This is a genomic window from Streptomyces sp. NPDC050703, from assembly GCF_040654435.1.
Classification (GTDB): Bacteria; Actinomycetota; Actinomycetes; order Streptomycetales; family Streptomycetaceae; genus Streptomyces.
In genome coordinates, this window is record NZ_JBFAHX010000028.1 from 91,129 (window position 1) to 105,880 (window position 14,752).

The following is a 14,752-nucleotide window of genomic DNA, read 5'->3' on the forward strand; positions in this document are numbered from 1 at the left end:
ACTGGTGGGACCGGGACGAATCGGGTAACAACGATCCAGTAGCACCAGTCAGTAACCGTGACCGCGGGTGCCCGCCCGCGGCCTCAGTCGGCAACCGTACGGGCCGACGCCGGGCCGGCCGGCCCGGTGGGGCCCCACTCCGCGGCGAGGTGAGCTCCTCATGTCCGCACCATCCGCAAAGCCGTCCGTGAGCGAACGCGAGGCCCGGCAGGTCGCCGAGGCAGCCCGCGAGCAGGACTGGCGCAAGCCCAGCTTCGCCAAGGAACTCTTCCTCGGCCGCTTCAGGCTCGACCTGATCCACCCGCACCCGACGCCGCCCGACGAGGACGCACGCCGCGGCGAGGAGTTCCTCGCCAGGCTCCGCGACTTCTGCGAGACGAAGATCGACGCGGCCCGCATCGAGCGCGAGGCGCAGATCCCCGACGAGGTCATCAAGGGCCTCAAGGAGCTCGGCGCCCTCGGCATGAAGATCGACACGGAGTACGGCGGGCTCGGCCTCACCCAGGTCTACTACAACAAGGCCCTCGCGCTCGTCGGCTCCGCGAGCCCCGCGATCGGCGCGCTGCTCTCCGCGCATCAGTCGATCGGCGTACCGCAGCCGCTGAAGATCTTCGGCACCCAGGAACAGAAGGACGTCTTCCTGCCGCGCTGCGCCCGTACGGACATCACGGCGTTCCTCCTCACCGAGCCGGACGTCGGCTCCGACCCGGCGCGGCTCGCCACCACGGCCGTGCCCGACGGCGATCACTACGTACTCGACGGCGTGAAGCTGTGGACCACCAACGGCGTCGTCGCCGACCTGCTCGTCGTCATGGCGCGCGTGCCGAGGTCAGACGGCCACAAGGGCGGCATCACGGCCTTCGTCGTGGAGGCGGCCTCCGAGGGCGTCACCGTCGAGAACCGCAACGCCTTCATGGGCCTGCGCGGCCTGGAGAACGGCGTGACCCGCTTCCACCGGGTGCGCGTCCCCGCCGCCCACCGCATCGGCCCCGAGGGCGCGGGCCTGAAGATCGCCCTCACCACCCTCAACACCGGCCGGCTCTCGCTGCCCGCCATGTGCGTCGGCGCGGGCAAGTGGTGTCTGAAGATCGCCCGCGAGTGGTCGGGCGCCCGTGAGCAGTGGGGTAAGCCCGTGGCGTTCCACGAGGCCGTCGGCGCGAAGATCTCCTTCATCGCGGCGACGACCTTCGCGCTCGAAGCGGTGCTCGACCTCTCCTCGCAGATGGCCGACGAGGACCGCAACGACATCCGCATCGAGGCCGCCCTCGCCAAGCTGTACGGCTCCGAGATGGCCTGCCTGATGGCCGACGAGCTGGTCCAGATCCGCGGCGGCCGCGGCTTCGAGACCGCCGCGTCCCTCGCCGCCCGCGGGGAGCGCGCGGTCCCCGCCGAGCAGATCCTGCGCGACCTGCGCATCAACCGCATCTTCGAGGGCTCCACGGAGATCATGCACCTGCTGATCGCCCGCGAGGCCGTCGACGCCCACCTCAAGGTCGCCGGCGACCTCATCGACCCCGACAAGACACTCTCCGACAAGGCCAGGGCGGGCGCGCGGGCCGGCGGCTTCTACGCCCGCTGGCTGCCGAAACTGGTGACCGGGCCCGGCCGGCTCCCGAACGCGTACGCGGAGTTCCACCCCGAGGGCCACGTGGACCTCTCCGGCCACCTGCGCTACGTGGAACGCGGCGCCCGCAAGCTGGCCCGCTCCACCTTCTACGCCATGTCCCGCTGGCAGGGGAAGATGGAGACCAAGCAGGGCTTCCTCGGCCGCGTCGTCGACATCGGCGCGGAACTGTTCGCCATGAGCGCGGCCTGCGTGCGCGCCGATCTCCTGCGCACCACCGAGGACCACGGCCGCGAGGCGTACCAGCTCGCCGACGCCTTCTGCCGGCAGTCCCGCATCCGCGTCGAGGAACTCTTCGCCCGGCTGTGGACCAACACCGACGACCTGGACCGCAAGGTGGTCAAGGGCGTCCTGTCCGGGACCTACACCTGGCTCGAAGCGGGCGTCATCGACCCCTCGGGGGACGGCCCGTGGATCGCGGAGGCCGCGTTCGGCCCCTCGAAACGGGACAACGTCCACCGTCCGATCCACTGAACACCCCCCGCGAACGGCCCCCGTCAAGCGCCACGCGGGCCACATCGGGGCCCGCGGGGTCCTGACGGAGACGGCTTGCGGCCACAATGGGGGGATGAGCGACAGCCCATCCCCCCTCGCGGACCCGCATCTCGTCTTCGACCCGGTCTCCGGCGAAGACCCCCGGGACATCGTCATCCTCGGCTCCACGGGATCGATCGGCACCCAGGCCATCGACCTCGTGCTGCGCAACCCCGACCGCTTCCGCGTCACCGCGCTGTCGGCGGCCGGCGGCCGGGTCGGCCTCCTCGCCGAGCAGGCACGCCGGCTGCGGGTGCGGACCGTCGCGGTCGCCCGCGAGGACGCCGTGCCCGCGCTGCGCGAAGCGCTCCGCGGACAGTACGAGGCGGGGGAGCCGCTCCCCGAGATCCTGGCCGGACCGGACGCCGCCACGCAGCTCGCCGCCTCCGACTGCCACACGGTCCTCAACGGCATCACCGGCTCCATCGGCCTCGCGCCGACGCTGGCCGCCCTGGAGGCGGGCCGCACCCTCGCGCTCGCCAACAAGGAATCCCTGATCGTCGGCGGGCCCCTGGTCAAGGCGGTCGCCGAGCCCGGCCAGATCATCCCGGTCGACTCCGAGCACGCGGCCCTCTTCCAGGCGCTGGCCGCGGGCACCCGGGCCGACGTACGAAGACTCGTCGTCACCGCCTCCGGCGGCCCCTTCCGGGGACGTACGAAGGCCGACCTCGCGAACGTCACGCCCGCGGACGCGCTCGCGCACCCCACCTGGGCCATGGGCCCGGTCATCACCGTCAACTCCGCGACGCTGGTCAACAAGGGCCTGGAGGTCATCGAGGCGCACCTCCTCTACGACATCCCCTTCGACCGCATCGAGGTCGTCGTCCACCCCCAGTCCTACGTCCACTCCATGGTGGAGTTCACCGACGGCTCCACCCTCGCCCAGGCCACCCCGCCCGACATGGGCGGCCCCATCGCCATCGGCATCGGCTGGCCCGAGCGGGTGCCGGACGCGGCCCCCGCCTTCGACTGGACGAAGGCGTCGAGCTGGGAGTTCCACCCCCTGGACAACGACGCGTTCCCGTCGGTCGGGCTCGCCCGGCACGTCGGGGAACTCGCGGGCACGGCCCCCGCGGTGTTCAATGCCGCCAACGAGGAGTGCGTCGACGCCTTCCTGAAGGGCGAGCTGCCCTTCAACGGCATCATGGAGACGGTGACGAGGACCGTGGAGGAACACGTGCCCGCCGCCCGGGGAACTGCCCTGACCGTCGCGGACGTCCTCGATGCGGAGACCTGGGCGCGTGCCCGGGCGCGCGAACTGGCGGCGAGGACGACGGCGGAGGCCCGTGCATGACGACACTGATGATGATCCTCGGGATAGTCGTCTTCGTGATCGGGCTGCTCTTCTCGATCGCCTGGCACGAGCTGGGGCACCTGTCGACCGCCAAAATGTTCGGCATCCGGGTCCCGCAGTACATGGTCGGCTTCGGTCCGACCCTCTTCTCCAGGAAGAAGGGCGAGACCGAGTACGGCATCAAGGCCATCCCCCTCGGCGGCTACATCCGCATGATCGGAATGTTCCCGCCCGGCCCCGACGGCCGCATAGAGGCACGGTCGACGTCCCCCTGGCGCGGCATGATCGAGGACGCGCGCTCGGCGGCCTTCGAGGAGCTGAGGCCGGGCGACGAGAGCCGCCTGTTCTACACGCGCAAGCCGTGGAAGCGCGTGATCGTGATGTTCGCGGGCCCCTTCATGAACCTGATCCTCGCCGTGGTGATCTTCCTCGGCGTGATGATGACGTTCGGCATCAGCTCGCAGACCACCCAGGTCGGCAAGGTCTCCGACTGCGTCATCCAGCAGAGCGAGAACCGCTCCAAGTGCGAGAAGGGCGACAAGGCGGCCCCCGCCAAGGCCGCGGGCCTCAGGGCGGGCGACAAGATCGTCGCCTTCCAGGGGCAGCCCGTCGACGACTGGTCCACGCTCCAGGAGGAGATCCGCGAGACCATCGGGCCGGCCACGATCACCGTCGAGCGCGACGGCAAGGACGTGGACCTGCACGCGAACCTCATCCGCAACCAGGTCACCAAGACCGACGGCGACGGCGCCTACGTCGAGGGCAAGTACGTCTACGCCGGCTTCCTCGGCTTCACCCCCGCCACCGGCATCGTCCAGCAGTCCTTCGGCGACTCCGTGCACCGCATGGGCGACATGATGGAGAACGGCGTCGAGTCGATCATCGCCCTGCCCTCCAAGATCCCCGACCTGTGGAACGCGGCCTTCGGCGAGGGCGAGCGCAAGCAGGACTCCCCGATGGGCGTGGTGGGCGCGGCCCGCGTCGGCGGCGAGGTGTTCACCCTGGACATCCCGCCGGAGAACCAGGTCGCGATGATGCTGTTCCTGGTGGCCGGCTTCAACCTCTCGCTGTTCCTGTTCAACATGCTGCCGCTGCTCCCGCTCGACGGCGGCCACATCGCGGGCGCCCTGTGGGAGTCGCTGCGCCGCAACGCGGCGAAGGTCCTGCGCCGCCCCGACCCGGGCCCCTTCGACGTGGCGAAGCTGATGCCGGTCGCCTACGTGGTGGCGGGGATCTTCATCTGCTTCACGATCCTGGTGCTCATCGCGGACGTGGTGAACCCGGTGCGCATCTCCTGACGCCCCGTGCGCCCCGGACCCCGCCGAGGGGTCCGGGGCCACGGGGTTACGAGGAGTTTGCGGCGGCCCGGCACTTCATGTGACGGGACGTTCACGATGGGGTGGACTCGCCGACGGGGTGTGCCCGTGCCGCGCGGGGTGCCGTAATCTCGAAGCCTGGAGCCCGCCGATCTCGGGACCTTGATCCACACCTTGGGGATGCACGCCAGATGACTGCCGTTTCTCTCGGAATCCCGTCCGTTCCGACCAAGCTCGCCGACCGAAGGGTCAGCCGCAAGATCCAGGTGGGCTCGGTGGCCGTGGGCGGGGACGCCCCGGTGTCGGTGCAGTCGATGACGACGACGCGGACGTCGGACATCGGCGCGACGCTGCAGCAGATCGCGGAGCTGACGGCCTCGGGCTGTCAGATCGTGCGGGTGGCGTGTCCGACGCAGGACGACGCGGACGCGCTGGCGACGATCGCGAGGAAGTCGCAGATCCCGGTGATCGCGGACATCCACTTCCAGCCGAAGTACGTGTTCGCGGCGATCGACGCGGGCTGTGCGGCGGTCCGGGTGAACCCGGGCAACATCAAGCAGTTCGACGACAAGGTCAAGGAGATCGCGCGGGCGGCGAAGGACGCGGGCACGCCGATCCGGATCGGCGTCAACGCGGGCTCCCTGGACGCGCGCCTCCTCAAGAAGTACGGCAAGGCGACCCCCGAGGCGCTGGTGGAGTCCGCGCTCTGGGAGGCCTCGCTCTTCGAGGAGCACGACTTCCGGGACATCAAGATCTCGGTGAAGCACAACGACCCGGTCGTCATGGTGAACGCCTACCGCCAGCTGGCGGCGGCGTGCGACTACCCCCTCCACCTGGGCGTGACGGAGGCGGGCCCCGCCTTCCAGGGCACGATCAAGTCGGCGGTCGCCTTCGGCGCGCTGCTGAGCGAGGGCATCGGCGACACCATCCGCGTCTCGCTCTCCGCGCCGCCGGCGGAGGAGATCAAGGTCGGCATCCAGATCCTGGAGTCGCTGAACCTGCGCCAGCGCCGCCTGGAGATCGTCTCCTGCCCCTCCTGCGGCCGGGCCCAGGTGGACGTCTACAAGCTGGCCGAGGAGGTCACGGCGGGCCTTGAGGGCATGGAGGTCCCGCTGCGCGTGGCGGTCATGGGCTGCGTGGTGAACGGCCCCGGCGAGGCCCGCGAGGCCGACCTCGGCGTCGCGTCGGGCAACGGCAAGGGGCAGATCTTCGTGAAGGGCGAGGTCATCAAGACCGTCCCGGAGTCGAAGATCGTGGAGACCCTCATCGACGAGGCGATGAAGATCGCCGAGCAGATGGAGAAGGACGGCGTGGCCTCGGGCGAGCCCACCATCTCCGTGGCGGGCTGACCCCGCCCCCCGTCCCGCGGTGCCCCGGCAGCCACTGAGCCGCCGGGGCACAGTTGTGCTTACGCGGGGCGTGAGGGGGCACTCGTGCGGCTGTGCGGCACCGCACGCCGGCCCCGGCACCGGACACGCCGGACGAACGGGCGGGTGCGCGGGCCGGGCCCCCGGACCCGGACCCCGCACGGACAAAAGGCACCCCCCGCACGAGGCGCCCCCGCCAGGTACAGTGCGGAGACAGCAAAACCGTAGATGAGGCCCCCGCACGTGTTGACTCAGACCACCACCCGGGTCCTCGAACCGAGTGACCTCGACGCCGCGCTCGCCGTGCTCGACCGGGAGCCGGTCGCGAACGCCTTCGTGACCGCCCGCGTCCAGGTGGCGGGCCTCGACCCCTGGCGCCTCGGCGGCGAGATGTGGGGCTGGTACGAGGACGGCATGCTGGCGTCCCTCTGCTACGCGGGGGCGAACCTCGTGCCGATCTGCGCCACCCCGCGAGCCGTACGAGGGTTCGCCGACCGCGCCCGCAGAGCGGGCCGCCGCTGCTCGTCGATCGTGGGCCCCGCGGCGGCCACGGCCCAGCTGTGGCGGCTCCTCGAACCCTCCTGGGGCCCCGCCCGCGAGGTCCGTGCCCAGCAGCCGCTGATGGTCACCGACCGGCTGCCGGACGACATCGTCCCCGACCCGTACGTCCGCCGCGTCCGCAAGGACGAGATGGAGACGATCATGCCGGCGTGCGTGGCGATGTTCACCGAGGAGGTCGGCGTCTCGCCGCTGGCCGGCGACGGCGGCCTGCTCTACCAGGCGCGCGTCGCCGAGCTGGTCGGCGCCGGCCGGTCCTTCGCCCGCCTCGACCAGGACGGCAAGGTCGTCTTCAAGGCGGAGATCGGCGCCGCCACCTCCCGGGCCTGCCAGGTGCAGGGCGTCTGGGTGGCCCCCGAGTACCGCGGCAGGGGCCTCGCCGCGCCCGGCATGGCCGCCGTCCTGCGGTACGCGCTGGCCGACGTGGCCCCCGTCGTCAGCCTCTACGTGAACGACTTCAACACCGCGGCCAGGGCCGCGTACCGCCGCGTCGGCTTCAAGGAAGTCGGCGCCTTCATGAGCGTCCTCTTCTGAGCCGGCGAGCGCCCTGTTCAGAAGCGCGGCACCGCCCAGTAGGGTCGCTCCATGACTGACGACGTCGTGATCGGTCCCGTCGACCTCGCCGCGCGGGTGGACGAGGCCCTGCGCGTCCAGGCCCAGGCCTTCGGCCTGAGCGACGACGAGGTGGCCGTACGCAGGCAGATCGTGCTGCGCCACCTGACGTACACCGGCGCCCGCTCGTTCGCCGCGACCACCCCCGACGACCGCCTCGTCGGCTTCGTCTACGGCATGCCCAACAGCCGCGGCCACTGGTGGTCGACGGTCGTCGAGCCGTACCTGCGCGGCCAGGGCATCGACGACTGGCTGGACGACTCGTTCGTCATCACCGAGCTGCACGTCCACCCCGGCCACCAGAACCGCGGCATCGGCCGCGCGCTGATCACCACCATCACGGAAGGCGTCGCCGAGCCCCGCTCGATCCTCTCCGCGATCGACGTCGAGAGCCCCGCCCGCGGCCTCTACCGCTCCCTGGGGTACGTCGACCTCGCGCGCCGCGTCCTCTTCCCCAGCGCCCCCATGCCGTACGCCGTGATGGGCGCCCCGCTGCCCCTGCCGAGGCGTTCCTGAGCCGGCCGGCGAGGACAATCGATTTCCGCCCGCGCCCGCGCCCCGGCTAACCTCCTGAACACCCACCCTCACGTAGCAGGAGACAACAATCATGGCCCAGGTCCAGCGCATGTCCCGGTTGATGGTCAAGACACTGCGCGACGACCCGGCGGACGCCGAGACGCTCAACCACAAGCTGCTCGTCCGGGCCGGCTACGTCCGCCGCACCGCCGCCGGCATCTGGACCTGGCTGCCCCTCGGCAAGAAGGTCTACGAGAACATCGCCCGCGTCGTGCGCGAGGAGATGGACGCCATCGGCGGCCAGGAGGTGCTGCTCCCCGCGCTCCTGCCCAAGGAGCCCTACGAGGAGTCCGGCCGCTACGAGGAGTACGGCGACCTGCTCTTCCGCCTCAAGGACCGCAAGGGCGCCGACTACCTCCTCGGCCCCACCCACGAGGAGATCTTCACCCAGGTCGTCAAGGACCAGTGCTCGTCCTACAAGGACCTGCCGGTGATCCTCTACCAGATCCAGACGAAGTACCGCGACGAGGCCCGCCCGCGCGCCGGCGTGCTGCGCGGCCGCGAGTTCCAGATGAAGGACTCGTACTCCTTCGACACCACGGACGAGGGCCTCGCCGAGGCGTACGCGCTGCACCGCGCGGCCTACCAGAGGATCTTCGAGCGCCTCGGCCTCGACTACCGCATCGTCTCCGCGATCTCCGGTGCCATGGGCGGCTCGGCCTCCGAGGAGTTCCTGGCCCCCGCCCCGGCCGGCGAGGACACCTTCGCGGACTGCCCCGCGTGCGACTACGCCGCCAACACCGAGGCCGTGACCTTCCCGCTCGCCCCGGTCGACGGCTCGGCGCACGGCCCCGTCGAGGAGCTGGACACCCCCGACACCCCGACCATCGAGACGCTCGCCGAGCACCTCGGCGTCCCGGCCTCCGCGACCCTGAAGAACCTGCTCGTCAAGGTCGACGGCGAGATCGTGGCCGTCGGCGTCCCCGGCGACCGCGAGGTCGACCTCGGCAAGCTCGGCGAGCACCTGGCCCCGGCCGTGGTCGAGCTGGTCACCGCCGAGGACTTCGAGGGCCGCGACGACCTCGTGCGCGGATACGTCGGGCCGCAGGGCCTGGAGAAGGTCCGCTACATCGCCGACCCGCGCGTCGCCCCCGGCACGGCCTGGATCACGGGCGCCAACAAGCAGGACAAGCACGCGAAGAACGTCGTCTGCGGCCGCGACTTCGAGGTCGACCAGTACCTCGACGTCGTCGTGGTCGAGCAGGGCGACCCGTGCCCCGCCTGCGGCACCGGCCTCCGCCTCGACCGTGCCATCGAGATCGGCCACATCTTCCAGCTCGGCCGCAAGTACGCCGACACCTTCCAGCTCGACGTCCTCGGCAAGGAGGGCAAGCCGGTCCGCGTCACCATGGGCTCGTACGGCATCGGCGTCTCCCGCGCGGTGGCGGCGCTCGCCGAGCAGACCGCCGACGACAAGGGCCTGTGCTGGCCCAAGGAGGTGGCCCCCGCCGACGTCCACCTGGTCGCCGCGGGCAAGGCGCTCCAGACGGAGCTGGCCCTCGACGTCGCCGGGAAGCTGGGGGCCGCGGGCGTCCGCGTCCTGGTGGACGACCGGGCCGGGGTCTCCCCGGGCGTGAAGTTCACCGACGCGGAGCTGATCGGCGTCCCGCAGATCCTCGTCGCGGGCCGCCGCTCCGCCGAAGGCGTCCTCGAACTCAAGGACCGCCGCACGGGCGAGCGCGAGGAGCTCACGGTCGACGAGGCGATCGCCCGCCTCACGGCCTGACACACCGAACGCGTGAGGGCGCCCCCCGGTGACGGGAGGCGCCCTCACACGTACGCCGCGCCCGGCCGGGCCCGCTACAGCCAGCCCGCGAACTCCAGGAGCAGCTCCGCGTCCTGCCCGCGGCCCACCCGCAGCGCACGGACCCCGGACTCCACCGCCCGGAACAGCGTCCACCCCCGCAGCCGCTCCTGGTCCACCTCAAGGGACTCGGCCAGCTTCTTCACCCGCCGCCGCGTGATCGACGCCCCGGACGGCGAGGCGATCAGATCCTCCACCCGGTCGCGCACGAGCCGCGCCAGGTCGAAGGCGGGCTCACCGACCACCGGGTCGGGCCCCACGGCGAGCCACGGCACCCGGTCCCCGGCGAGGACCTTGCTCTGCCGGAAGGTGCCGTGCAGCAGCCGCGCCTCCGGCTCCGCGGCCAGCAGCTCGTCCCGCGCGGTGAGCGCCGCGTCGACCAGCGGCAGGACGTCCGCCTCCGCGTCGGCGGTGCCCCGCATGGCCTCGGCCTGCCGCCCCGTCCGCTCGGCGACCGTCTCGAAGCGGTGACCCGCGGGCGGCGCGACCCACAGCCGCCGCAGCGTCCCCGCGGCCTCCAGGAGCGCCTTGGCCTCGGGCAGCGTCCGCACGGAGACGTCACGGTGCAGCCGCTCGATGAGCAGCGCCCCGTCCGCGCACTCGGGGTCGAGGAGCCTCGCGGCGCCGAGCCCGCCCCAGCTCGCCAGGGCCGCCCGCTCGCTCTCGGGCCGCGACCTGGGCGGCACCAGCTTGAGCACGGCCGGGGTGCCGTCCGCCCGTCGCACCATCAGGACGAGGCTGCTGCGCCCGCCGGGTACGTGGACGCGCTCGACGGTCAACTCGCGTGCGGCCACGGCCCGGTCCGCGGCCCCGGGCAGCCTCTCCAGCCAGTCGTCGCCGTCCCGCGCCGTCTCGCCGAGTGCGGTGACCAGACGCTGCGGCGGTTCGAAAGCCATGCGCGAGTCGTTTCCTTCCACAGAGGGGCTACGCCTTGGGCGTCGCCGGAGCCGATGAGCCGCCGTCCGTGGACCGCTCGGCCAGCCCAGGGAAGGCTACGCTCCCGCCGCGCCACCGCGCCGCCCGGACCGCCGCCTCCCGCAGCGCCTCGGCGGCGGTGCTCCGCAGGGCGCCGGACGAGGCGCGTACGAGATCGGAGTAGACCCCGGCGACCCGGTCCTCCAGCTCGACGGCGAGCTTCTCGGCCGCCGCGGCGTCCGGTACGGGGAACGGCAGCGCGTAGGCCGCGTCGGCCGGCCGCGGCTCGCCGCCCCTGTCGCGCACGGCACGCTGCAGGGCGTCCCGCCGCGCGCGGTGCGCGTCGTACCCCGTACGCGCCTGAGACCTGCGCTTGTCGCCGATCCGGCCGCCGACGACCCCGTACCCGTACACCGCCGCGTGCTCGGCGCCCAGGGCGGCCTGTACGGCCTTCAGCTCGTCGTCCTCCGCCTGCGCGGGCTTCGGCCCGTCCTGTGTGCCGCTCACTTGTCGCCCTCCGTCAGCAGATACGCGTGGGCCGCTCCGGCGGCGGCGACCGAGGCGAGCAGCCTCGCCTGTTCGTCCGACGCGTCGAGCAGGGCCTTGCCCCGCCGGTCGGCCAGCGCCCGCTCGGCCTCGGCGAGGGCGCGCACCGCGTCCCGCGGGTCCTCGGGGACCTCGGGGGCCGAGGGCGAGGGGCCCGCGGCCCCGGGGGCGGTCGCGGTGGACGACGGGGAGGCGGAGGGAGCCGCGGTGCGGCCGTCGCGGAAGGCCTCCACGTGCCGCAGCACCTCGGCGCGCAGGGGTTCGAGGCGCGCGGTGAGGGAGGGGTGCGCGGCGAGCACGGCGTCGTAGCGCCCGAGCAGCTCGGTGCTCTCCCCGGCCGCCCGCGCGCGCAGGCGGCGTACGGCGGACGAGCGCTCGGCGGCCTCCGGGGACGTGGTGTCCGAACAGCCCGTGACCAGCGCCGCCGAGGCGACACCTGCGGCCCCGGTGAGCAGAGTTCTTCGGCGCGGGCCCGGTCGGGGCCGGAAAGCGGTGGGATACGACGGCACGGCAGACATCCTCGGCAAGGAAGGCCATAAGGCGCGAGCGAGAAGAAAGGAAGTGGGCGCGGGCCCGGTGATCACCGTACCTTCGGCCGGTCTCCGTACACGCGAGCGGCTCGGGGCGAAGCGTCGCGCGCTCCCGGCCTGGCGGTAACACCGCTCGGGACCGGATACCCTTTGACCAGACACGCGACGATCCCCACAACAGCACACGCGGCCGAGGAGTCACCCGGATGAGCACCACCCAGAGCGAGAGGCTGCGGCAACTACTGGAACCGCTCGTCACCTCGCAGGAACTGGATCTCGAAGAGATCGAAGTGGCCTCCGTCGGACGCAAGCGGGTGCTGAGAGTCGTCATCGACTCCGACGACGGCGTGGACCTGGACCAGATCGCGGAAGTGAGCCGCCTGCTCTCCGCGAAGCTCGACGAGACCGACGCGATGGGCGAGGGGGAGTACGACCTCGAAGTCGGTTCCCCCGGCGCCGAGCGTGCGCTGACCGAGCGCCGCCACTACATGCGCGCGGTGGACCGACTGGTCAAGTTCCGGCTGACCGAGGGCGGCGAGCTGACCGCCCGCATCCTCACCGTGGACGACGAGGGCGTGGACCTGGAGGTACCGGGTGTGAAGGGGCGCAAGCCCACCGCCCGCAGGATCGCCTTCGCCGAGATCGAGGCGGCGCGTGTGCAGGTCGAGTTCAACCGCAAGGACAAGAAGGAAGAGGAGGCGTAGCCGTGGACATCGACATGAGTGCCCTGCGGGGTCTGGTCCGGGAGAAGGAGATCTCCTTCGACCTCCTCGTCGGAGCGATCGAGTCGGCCCTCCTCATCGCCTACCACCGCACCGAGGGCAGCTTCCGCCGCGCACGCGTGAAGCTGGACCGCGAGACCGGCCACGTGACGGTGTGGGCGACGGAGGACCCGGCGGACCTCGAAGAGGGCCAGGAGCCCAAGGAGTTCGACGACACCCCCTCCGACTTCGGCCGCATCGCCGCGACGACCGCCAAGCAGGTCATCCTGCAGCGCCTGCGCGACGCCGAGGACGACGCGACGCTCGGCGAGTACGCCGGACGCGAGGGCGACATCGTCACCGGCGTGGTCCAGCAGGGCCGCGACCCGAAGAACGTCCTGGTCGACATCGGCAAGCTGGAGGCCATCCTGCCGGTGCAGGAGCAGGTCCCCGGCGAGGAGTACCCGCACGGGCTGCGCCTGCGCAGCTACGTCGTCCGGGTCGCCAAGGGCGTCCGCGGCCCGTCCGTGACGCTGTCGCGCACCCACCCGAACCTGGTGAAGAAGCTCTTCGCGCTGGAGGTGCCCGAGATCGCCGACGGTTCCGTCGAGATCTCGGCCATCGCCCGTGAGGCGGGCCACCGCACCAAGATCGCCGTGCGGTCGACCCGCTCGGGGCTGAACGCGAAGGGCGCCTGCATCGGCCCGATGGGCAGCCGTGTGCGCAACGTCATGGCCGAGCTCAACGGCGAGAAGATCGACATCGTCGACTGGTCGGACGACCCGGCGGACATGGTCGCCCACGCGCTCTCCCCGGCCCGCGTCAGCAAGGTCGAGATCGTCGACCTCGGCGCGCGCTCGGCCCGGGTCACCGTGCCGGACTACCAGCTCTCGCTGGCCATCGGCAAGGAAGGGCAGAACGCCCGTCTGGCCGCGCGGCTCACGGGCTGGCGCATCGACATCAGGCCGGACACCGAGCAGCCCGCCGACCAGTAGCGCGACCCTTCCCGCGGCTGTCTCCGGAGGTGTTCCGGGGGCGGCCGCGGGAATAATCCCGAGCGATCACCGCTGGGAACACGACAGTATGTGGCGAGTAGCCGTTCGATTTTTGCCCCAAAGGGGTGAGGTCGGTACGGGGAGGTAGACTTAAGCGTGTCTGGCCGGACGCATACCCGCGCACGCCCTGAGCGCACCTGTGTGGGGTGCCGGGAGCGAGCGGCCCAGAGCGAGCTTCTGCGCATCGCGGAGAGAGAGGGCGCCTGCGTCCCCGATCCGAGCGGTACGCTGCCCGGCCGGGGTGCCTATGTGCACCCCGCCCTGGTCTGTCTGGATCTGGCGGTCCGCCGCCGGGCGTTTCCCCGGGCCTTTCGTGTCCGGGGGCCGCTCGACACCGAGGCGTTGCGCCGCGCGGTCGAGGCAGTTGCCCAGCAGGCAACACCGTAAGGAAGGTCGCACGGAACCCCGTGCGGCCCTGGTACCCCGCGAGTTGGAAGTAGGTCGAGATTGCGATGAGCACTCGATGAGCACGCGATGAGTACGCCCATGAAGTAGCGACGGTCCGGCGTAACCCGGACCTAAAAGGAGCGAAGTGGCTAAGGTCCGGGTATACGAACTCGCCAAGGAGTTCGGAGTGGAGAGCAAGGTCGTCATGGCCAAGCTCCAAGATCTCGGTGAATTCGTACGTTCGGCGTCCTCGACGATCGAGGCGCCCGTGGTACGCAAACTGACTGACGCATTCCAGGGCGGCGGCAACGGCAAGTCCGCCGCCAAGCCCGGCGCGCCGCGCAAGCAGGCCGCCCCCAAGCCGGCGTCCCCGTCGGCACCCTCTCCCGCGCAGGCCGCCCGTCCGGGTCCGGCCGCGCCGAAGCCGCCGGCGCCCAAGCCCGCCGCGGCCGAGAAGCCCGCGGCCTCTCCGGCGACCCCGGGCCCGCGCCCGACGCCGGGTCCGAAGCCGCCGGCCCCCAAGCCCGCGCCGGCCTCGCCGGCTCCGGCCGCCCCGGAGTTCACCGCTCCGCCGGCCGCGCCCGCCGCCCCCGCGGCGCCGCAGGCCCCCCGTCCGGGCGCTCGCCCGGGTGCCCCGAAGCCCGGTGGCCGTCCGGCCCCCGGTCAGCAGGGTGGTCAGGGCCAGGGCGGTCGCGACCGCAACGACCGCGGTGACCGTCAGGGTGCCCCGCGCCCCGGCGGCCAGGGCGCCCCGCGTCCCGGCGGTGCCCGTCCCTCGGGTCCGCGTCCGGGCAACAACCCCTTCACCTCCGGCGGCTCCACCGGCATGGCGCGCCCGCAGGCGCCCCGTCCCGGCGGTGCCCCGCGCCCCCCCGGTCCGTCAGCGCGCCCACGAACGGCTGGACGCACATCATCAGGGCCATGACGGCCAGG

13 protein-coding genes and 1 pseudogene are annotated in these 14,752 nt (G+C 72.1%); 11 read left to right on the forward strand and 3 right to left on the reverse strand.

The window, feature by feature from the left end:
• Window positions 1-160: 160 nt before the first annotated feature.
• The 7 genes from AB0I16_RS24410 to AB0I16_RS24440 all read left to right on the forward strand — a co-directional run bounded on the left by AB0I16_RS24410 (window position 161) and on the right by AB0I16_RS24440 (window position 9,607).
• Complete coding sequence (locus tag AB0I16_RS24410; RefSeq protein WP_363251645.1) at window positions 161-2,098, forward strand: acyl-CoA dehydrogenase family protein; 1,938 nt, start codon at window positions 161-163, stop codon at window positions 2,096-2,098.
• A 94-nt stretch (window positions 2,099-2,192) separates the two neighbouring features.
• A complete protein-coding gene (gene dxr / locus AB0I16_RS24415; protein ID WP_363251647.1) occupies window positions 2,193-3,452 on the forward strand; it encodes a 1-deoxy-D-xylulose-5-phosphate reductoisomerase in 1,260 nt (419 codons plus the stop codon).
• Window positions 3,449-4,750 (forward strand): site-2 protease family protein, encoded by a 1,302-nt coding sequence (locus AB0I16_RS24420; RefSeq protein WP_363251648.1) that lies wholly within the window; start codon window positions 3,449-3,451, stop codon window positions 4,748-4,750. The genes dxr and AB0I16_RS24420 overlap by 4 nt, the downstream gene beginning before the upstream one ends.
• Before the next feature lie 209 nt (window positions 4,751-4,959).
• A complete protein-coding gene (ispG, locus tag AB0I16_RS24425; protein ID WP_076684255.1) occupies window positions 4,960-6,117 on the forward strand; it encodes a flavodoxin-dependent (E)-4-hydroxy-3-methylbut-2-enyl-diphosphate synthase in 1,158 nt (385 codons plus the stop codon).
• A gap of 261 nt (window positions 6,118-6,378) precedes the next feature.
• Complete coding sequence (locus AB0I16_RS24430) at window positions 6,379-7,227, forward strand: GNAT family N-acetyltransferase (protein WP_363251649.1); 849 nt, start codon at window positions 6,379-6,381, stop codon at window positions 7,225-7,227.
• 51 nt (window positions 7,228-7,278) lie between these two features.
• Window positions 7,279-7,821, forward strand: coding sequence for a GNAT family N-acetyltransferase (locus AB0I16_RS24435; RefSeq protein WP_363251650.1), 543 nt, complete (start codon window positions 7,279-7,281; stop codon window positions 7,819-7,821).
• A 91-nt stretch (window positions 7,822-7,912) separates the two neighbouring features.
• On the forward strand, window positions 7,913-9,607 hold the full coding sequence (locus AB0I16_RS24440; RefSeq protein WP_363251651.1) for a proline--tRNA ligase: 1,695 nt from the start codon (window positions 7,913-7,915) through the stop codon (window positions 9,605-9,607).
• Window positions 9,608-9,681: 74 nt separating this feature from the next.
• Here the strand turns inward: AB0I16_RS24440 and AB0I16_RS24445 are convergent, their stop codons facing one another.
• The 3 genes from AB0I16_RS24445 to AB0I16_RS24455 are packed head-to-tail and all read right to left on the reverse strand — an operon-like array spanning window position 9,682 to window position 11,664.
• Window positions 9,682-10,581, reverse strand: coding sequence for an aminoglycoside phosphotransferase family protein (locus AB0I16_RS24445; protein WP_363251652.1), 900 nt, complete (start codon window positions 10,579-10,581; stop codon window positions 9,682-9,684).
• A gap of 28 nt (window positions 10,582-10,609) precedes the next feature.
• Window positions 10,610-11,107, reverse strand: coding sequence for a ferritin-like domain-containing protein (locus AB0I16_RS24450; protein WP_363251653.1), 498 nt, complete (start codon window positions 11,105-11,107; stop codon window positions 10,610-10,612).
• A complete protein-coding gene (locus AB0I16_RS24455; protein ID WP_363251654.1) occupies window positions 11,104-11,664 on the reverse strand; it encodes a hypothetical protein in 561 nt (186 codons plus the stop codon). The genes AB0I16_RS24450 and AB0I16_RS24455 overlap by 4 nt, the downstream gene beginning before the upstream one ends.
• A gap of 218 nt (window positions 11,665-11,882) precedes the next feature.
• Between AB0I16_RS24455 and rimP the strand changes: the two genes are divergently transcribed.
• The 4 genes and pseudogenes from rimP to AB0I16_RS24475 all read left to right on the forward strand — a co-directional run.
• Window positions 11,883-12,380 (forward strand): ribosome maturation factor RimP, encoded by a 498-nt coding sequence (rimP, locus tag AB0I16_RS24460; protein ID WP_363251656.1) that lies wholly within the window; start codon window positions 11,883-11,885, stop codon window positions 12,378-12,380.
• Between the two features lie 2 nt (window positions 12,381-12,382).
• On the forward strand, window positions 12,383-13,372 hold the full coding sequence (nusA, locus tag AB0I16_RS24465; protein WP_062782815.1) for a transcription termination factor NusA: 990 nt from the start codon (window positions 12,383-12,385) through the stop codon (window positions 13,370-13,372).
• A 156-nt stretch (window positions 13,373-13,528) separates the two neighbouring features.
• A complete protein-coding gene (locus tag AB0I16_RS24470; protein WP_076684251.1) occupies window positions 13,529-13,819 on the forward strand; it encodes a YlxR family protein in 291 nt (96 codons plus the stop codon).
• 145 nt (window positions 13,820-13,964) lie between these two features.
• Window positions 13,965-14,690, forward strand: a pseudogene (locus AB0I16_RS24475) (translation initiation factor IF-2 N-terminal domain-containing protein); the annotation flags it as partial.
• Window positions 14,691-14,752: the final 62 nt, after the last annotated feature.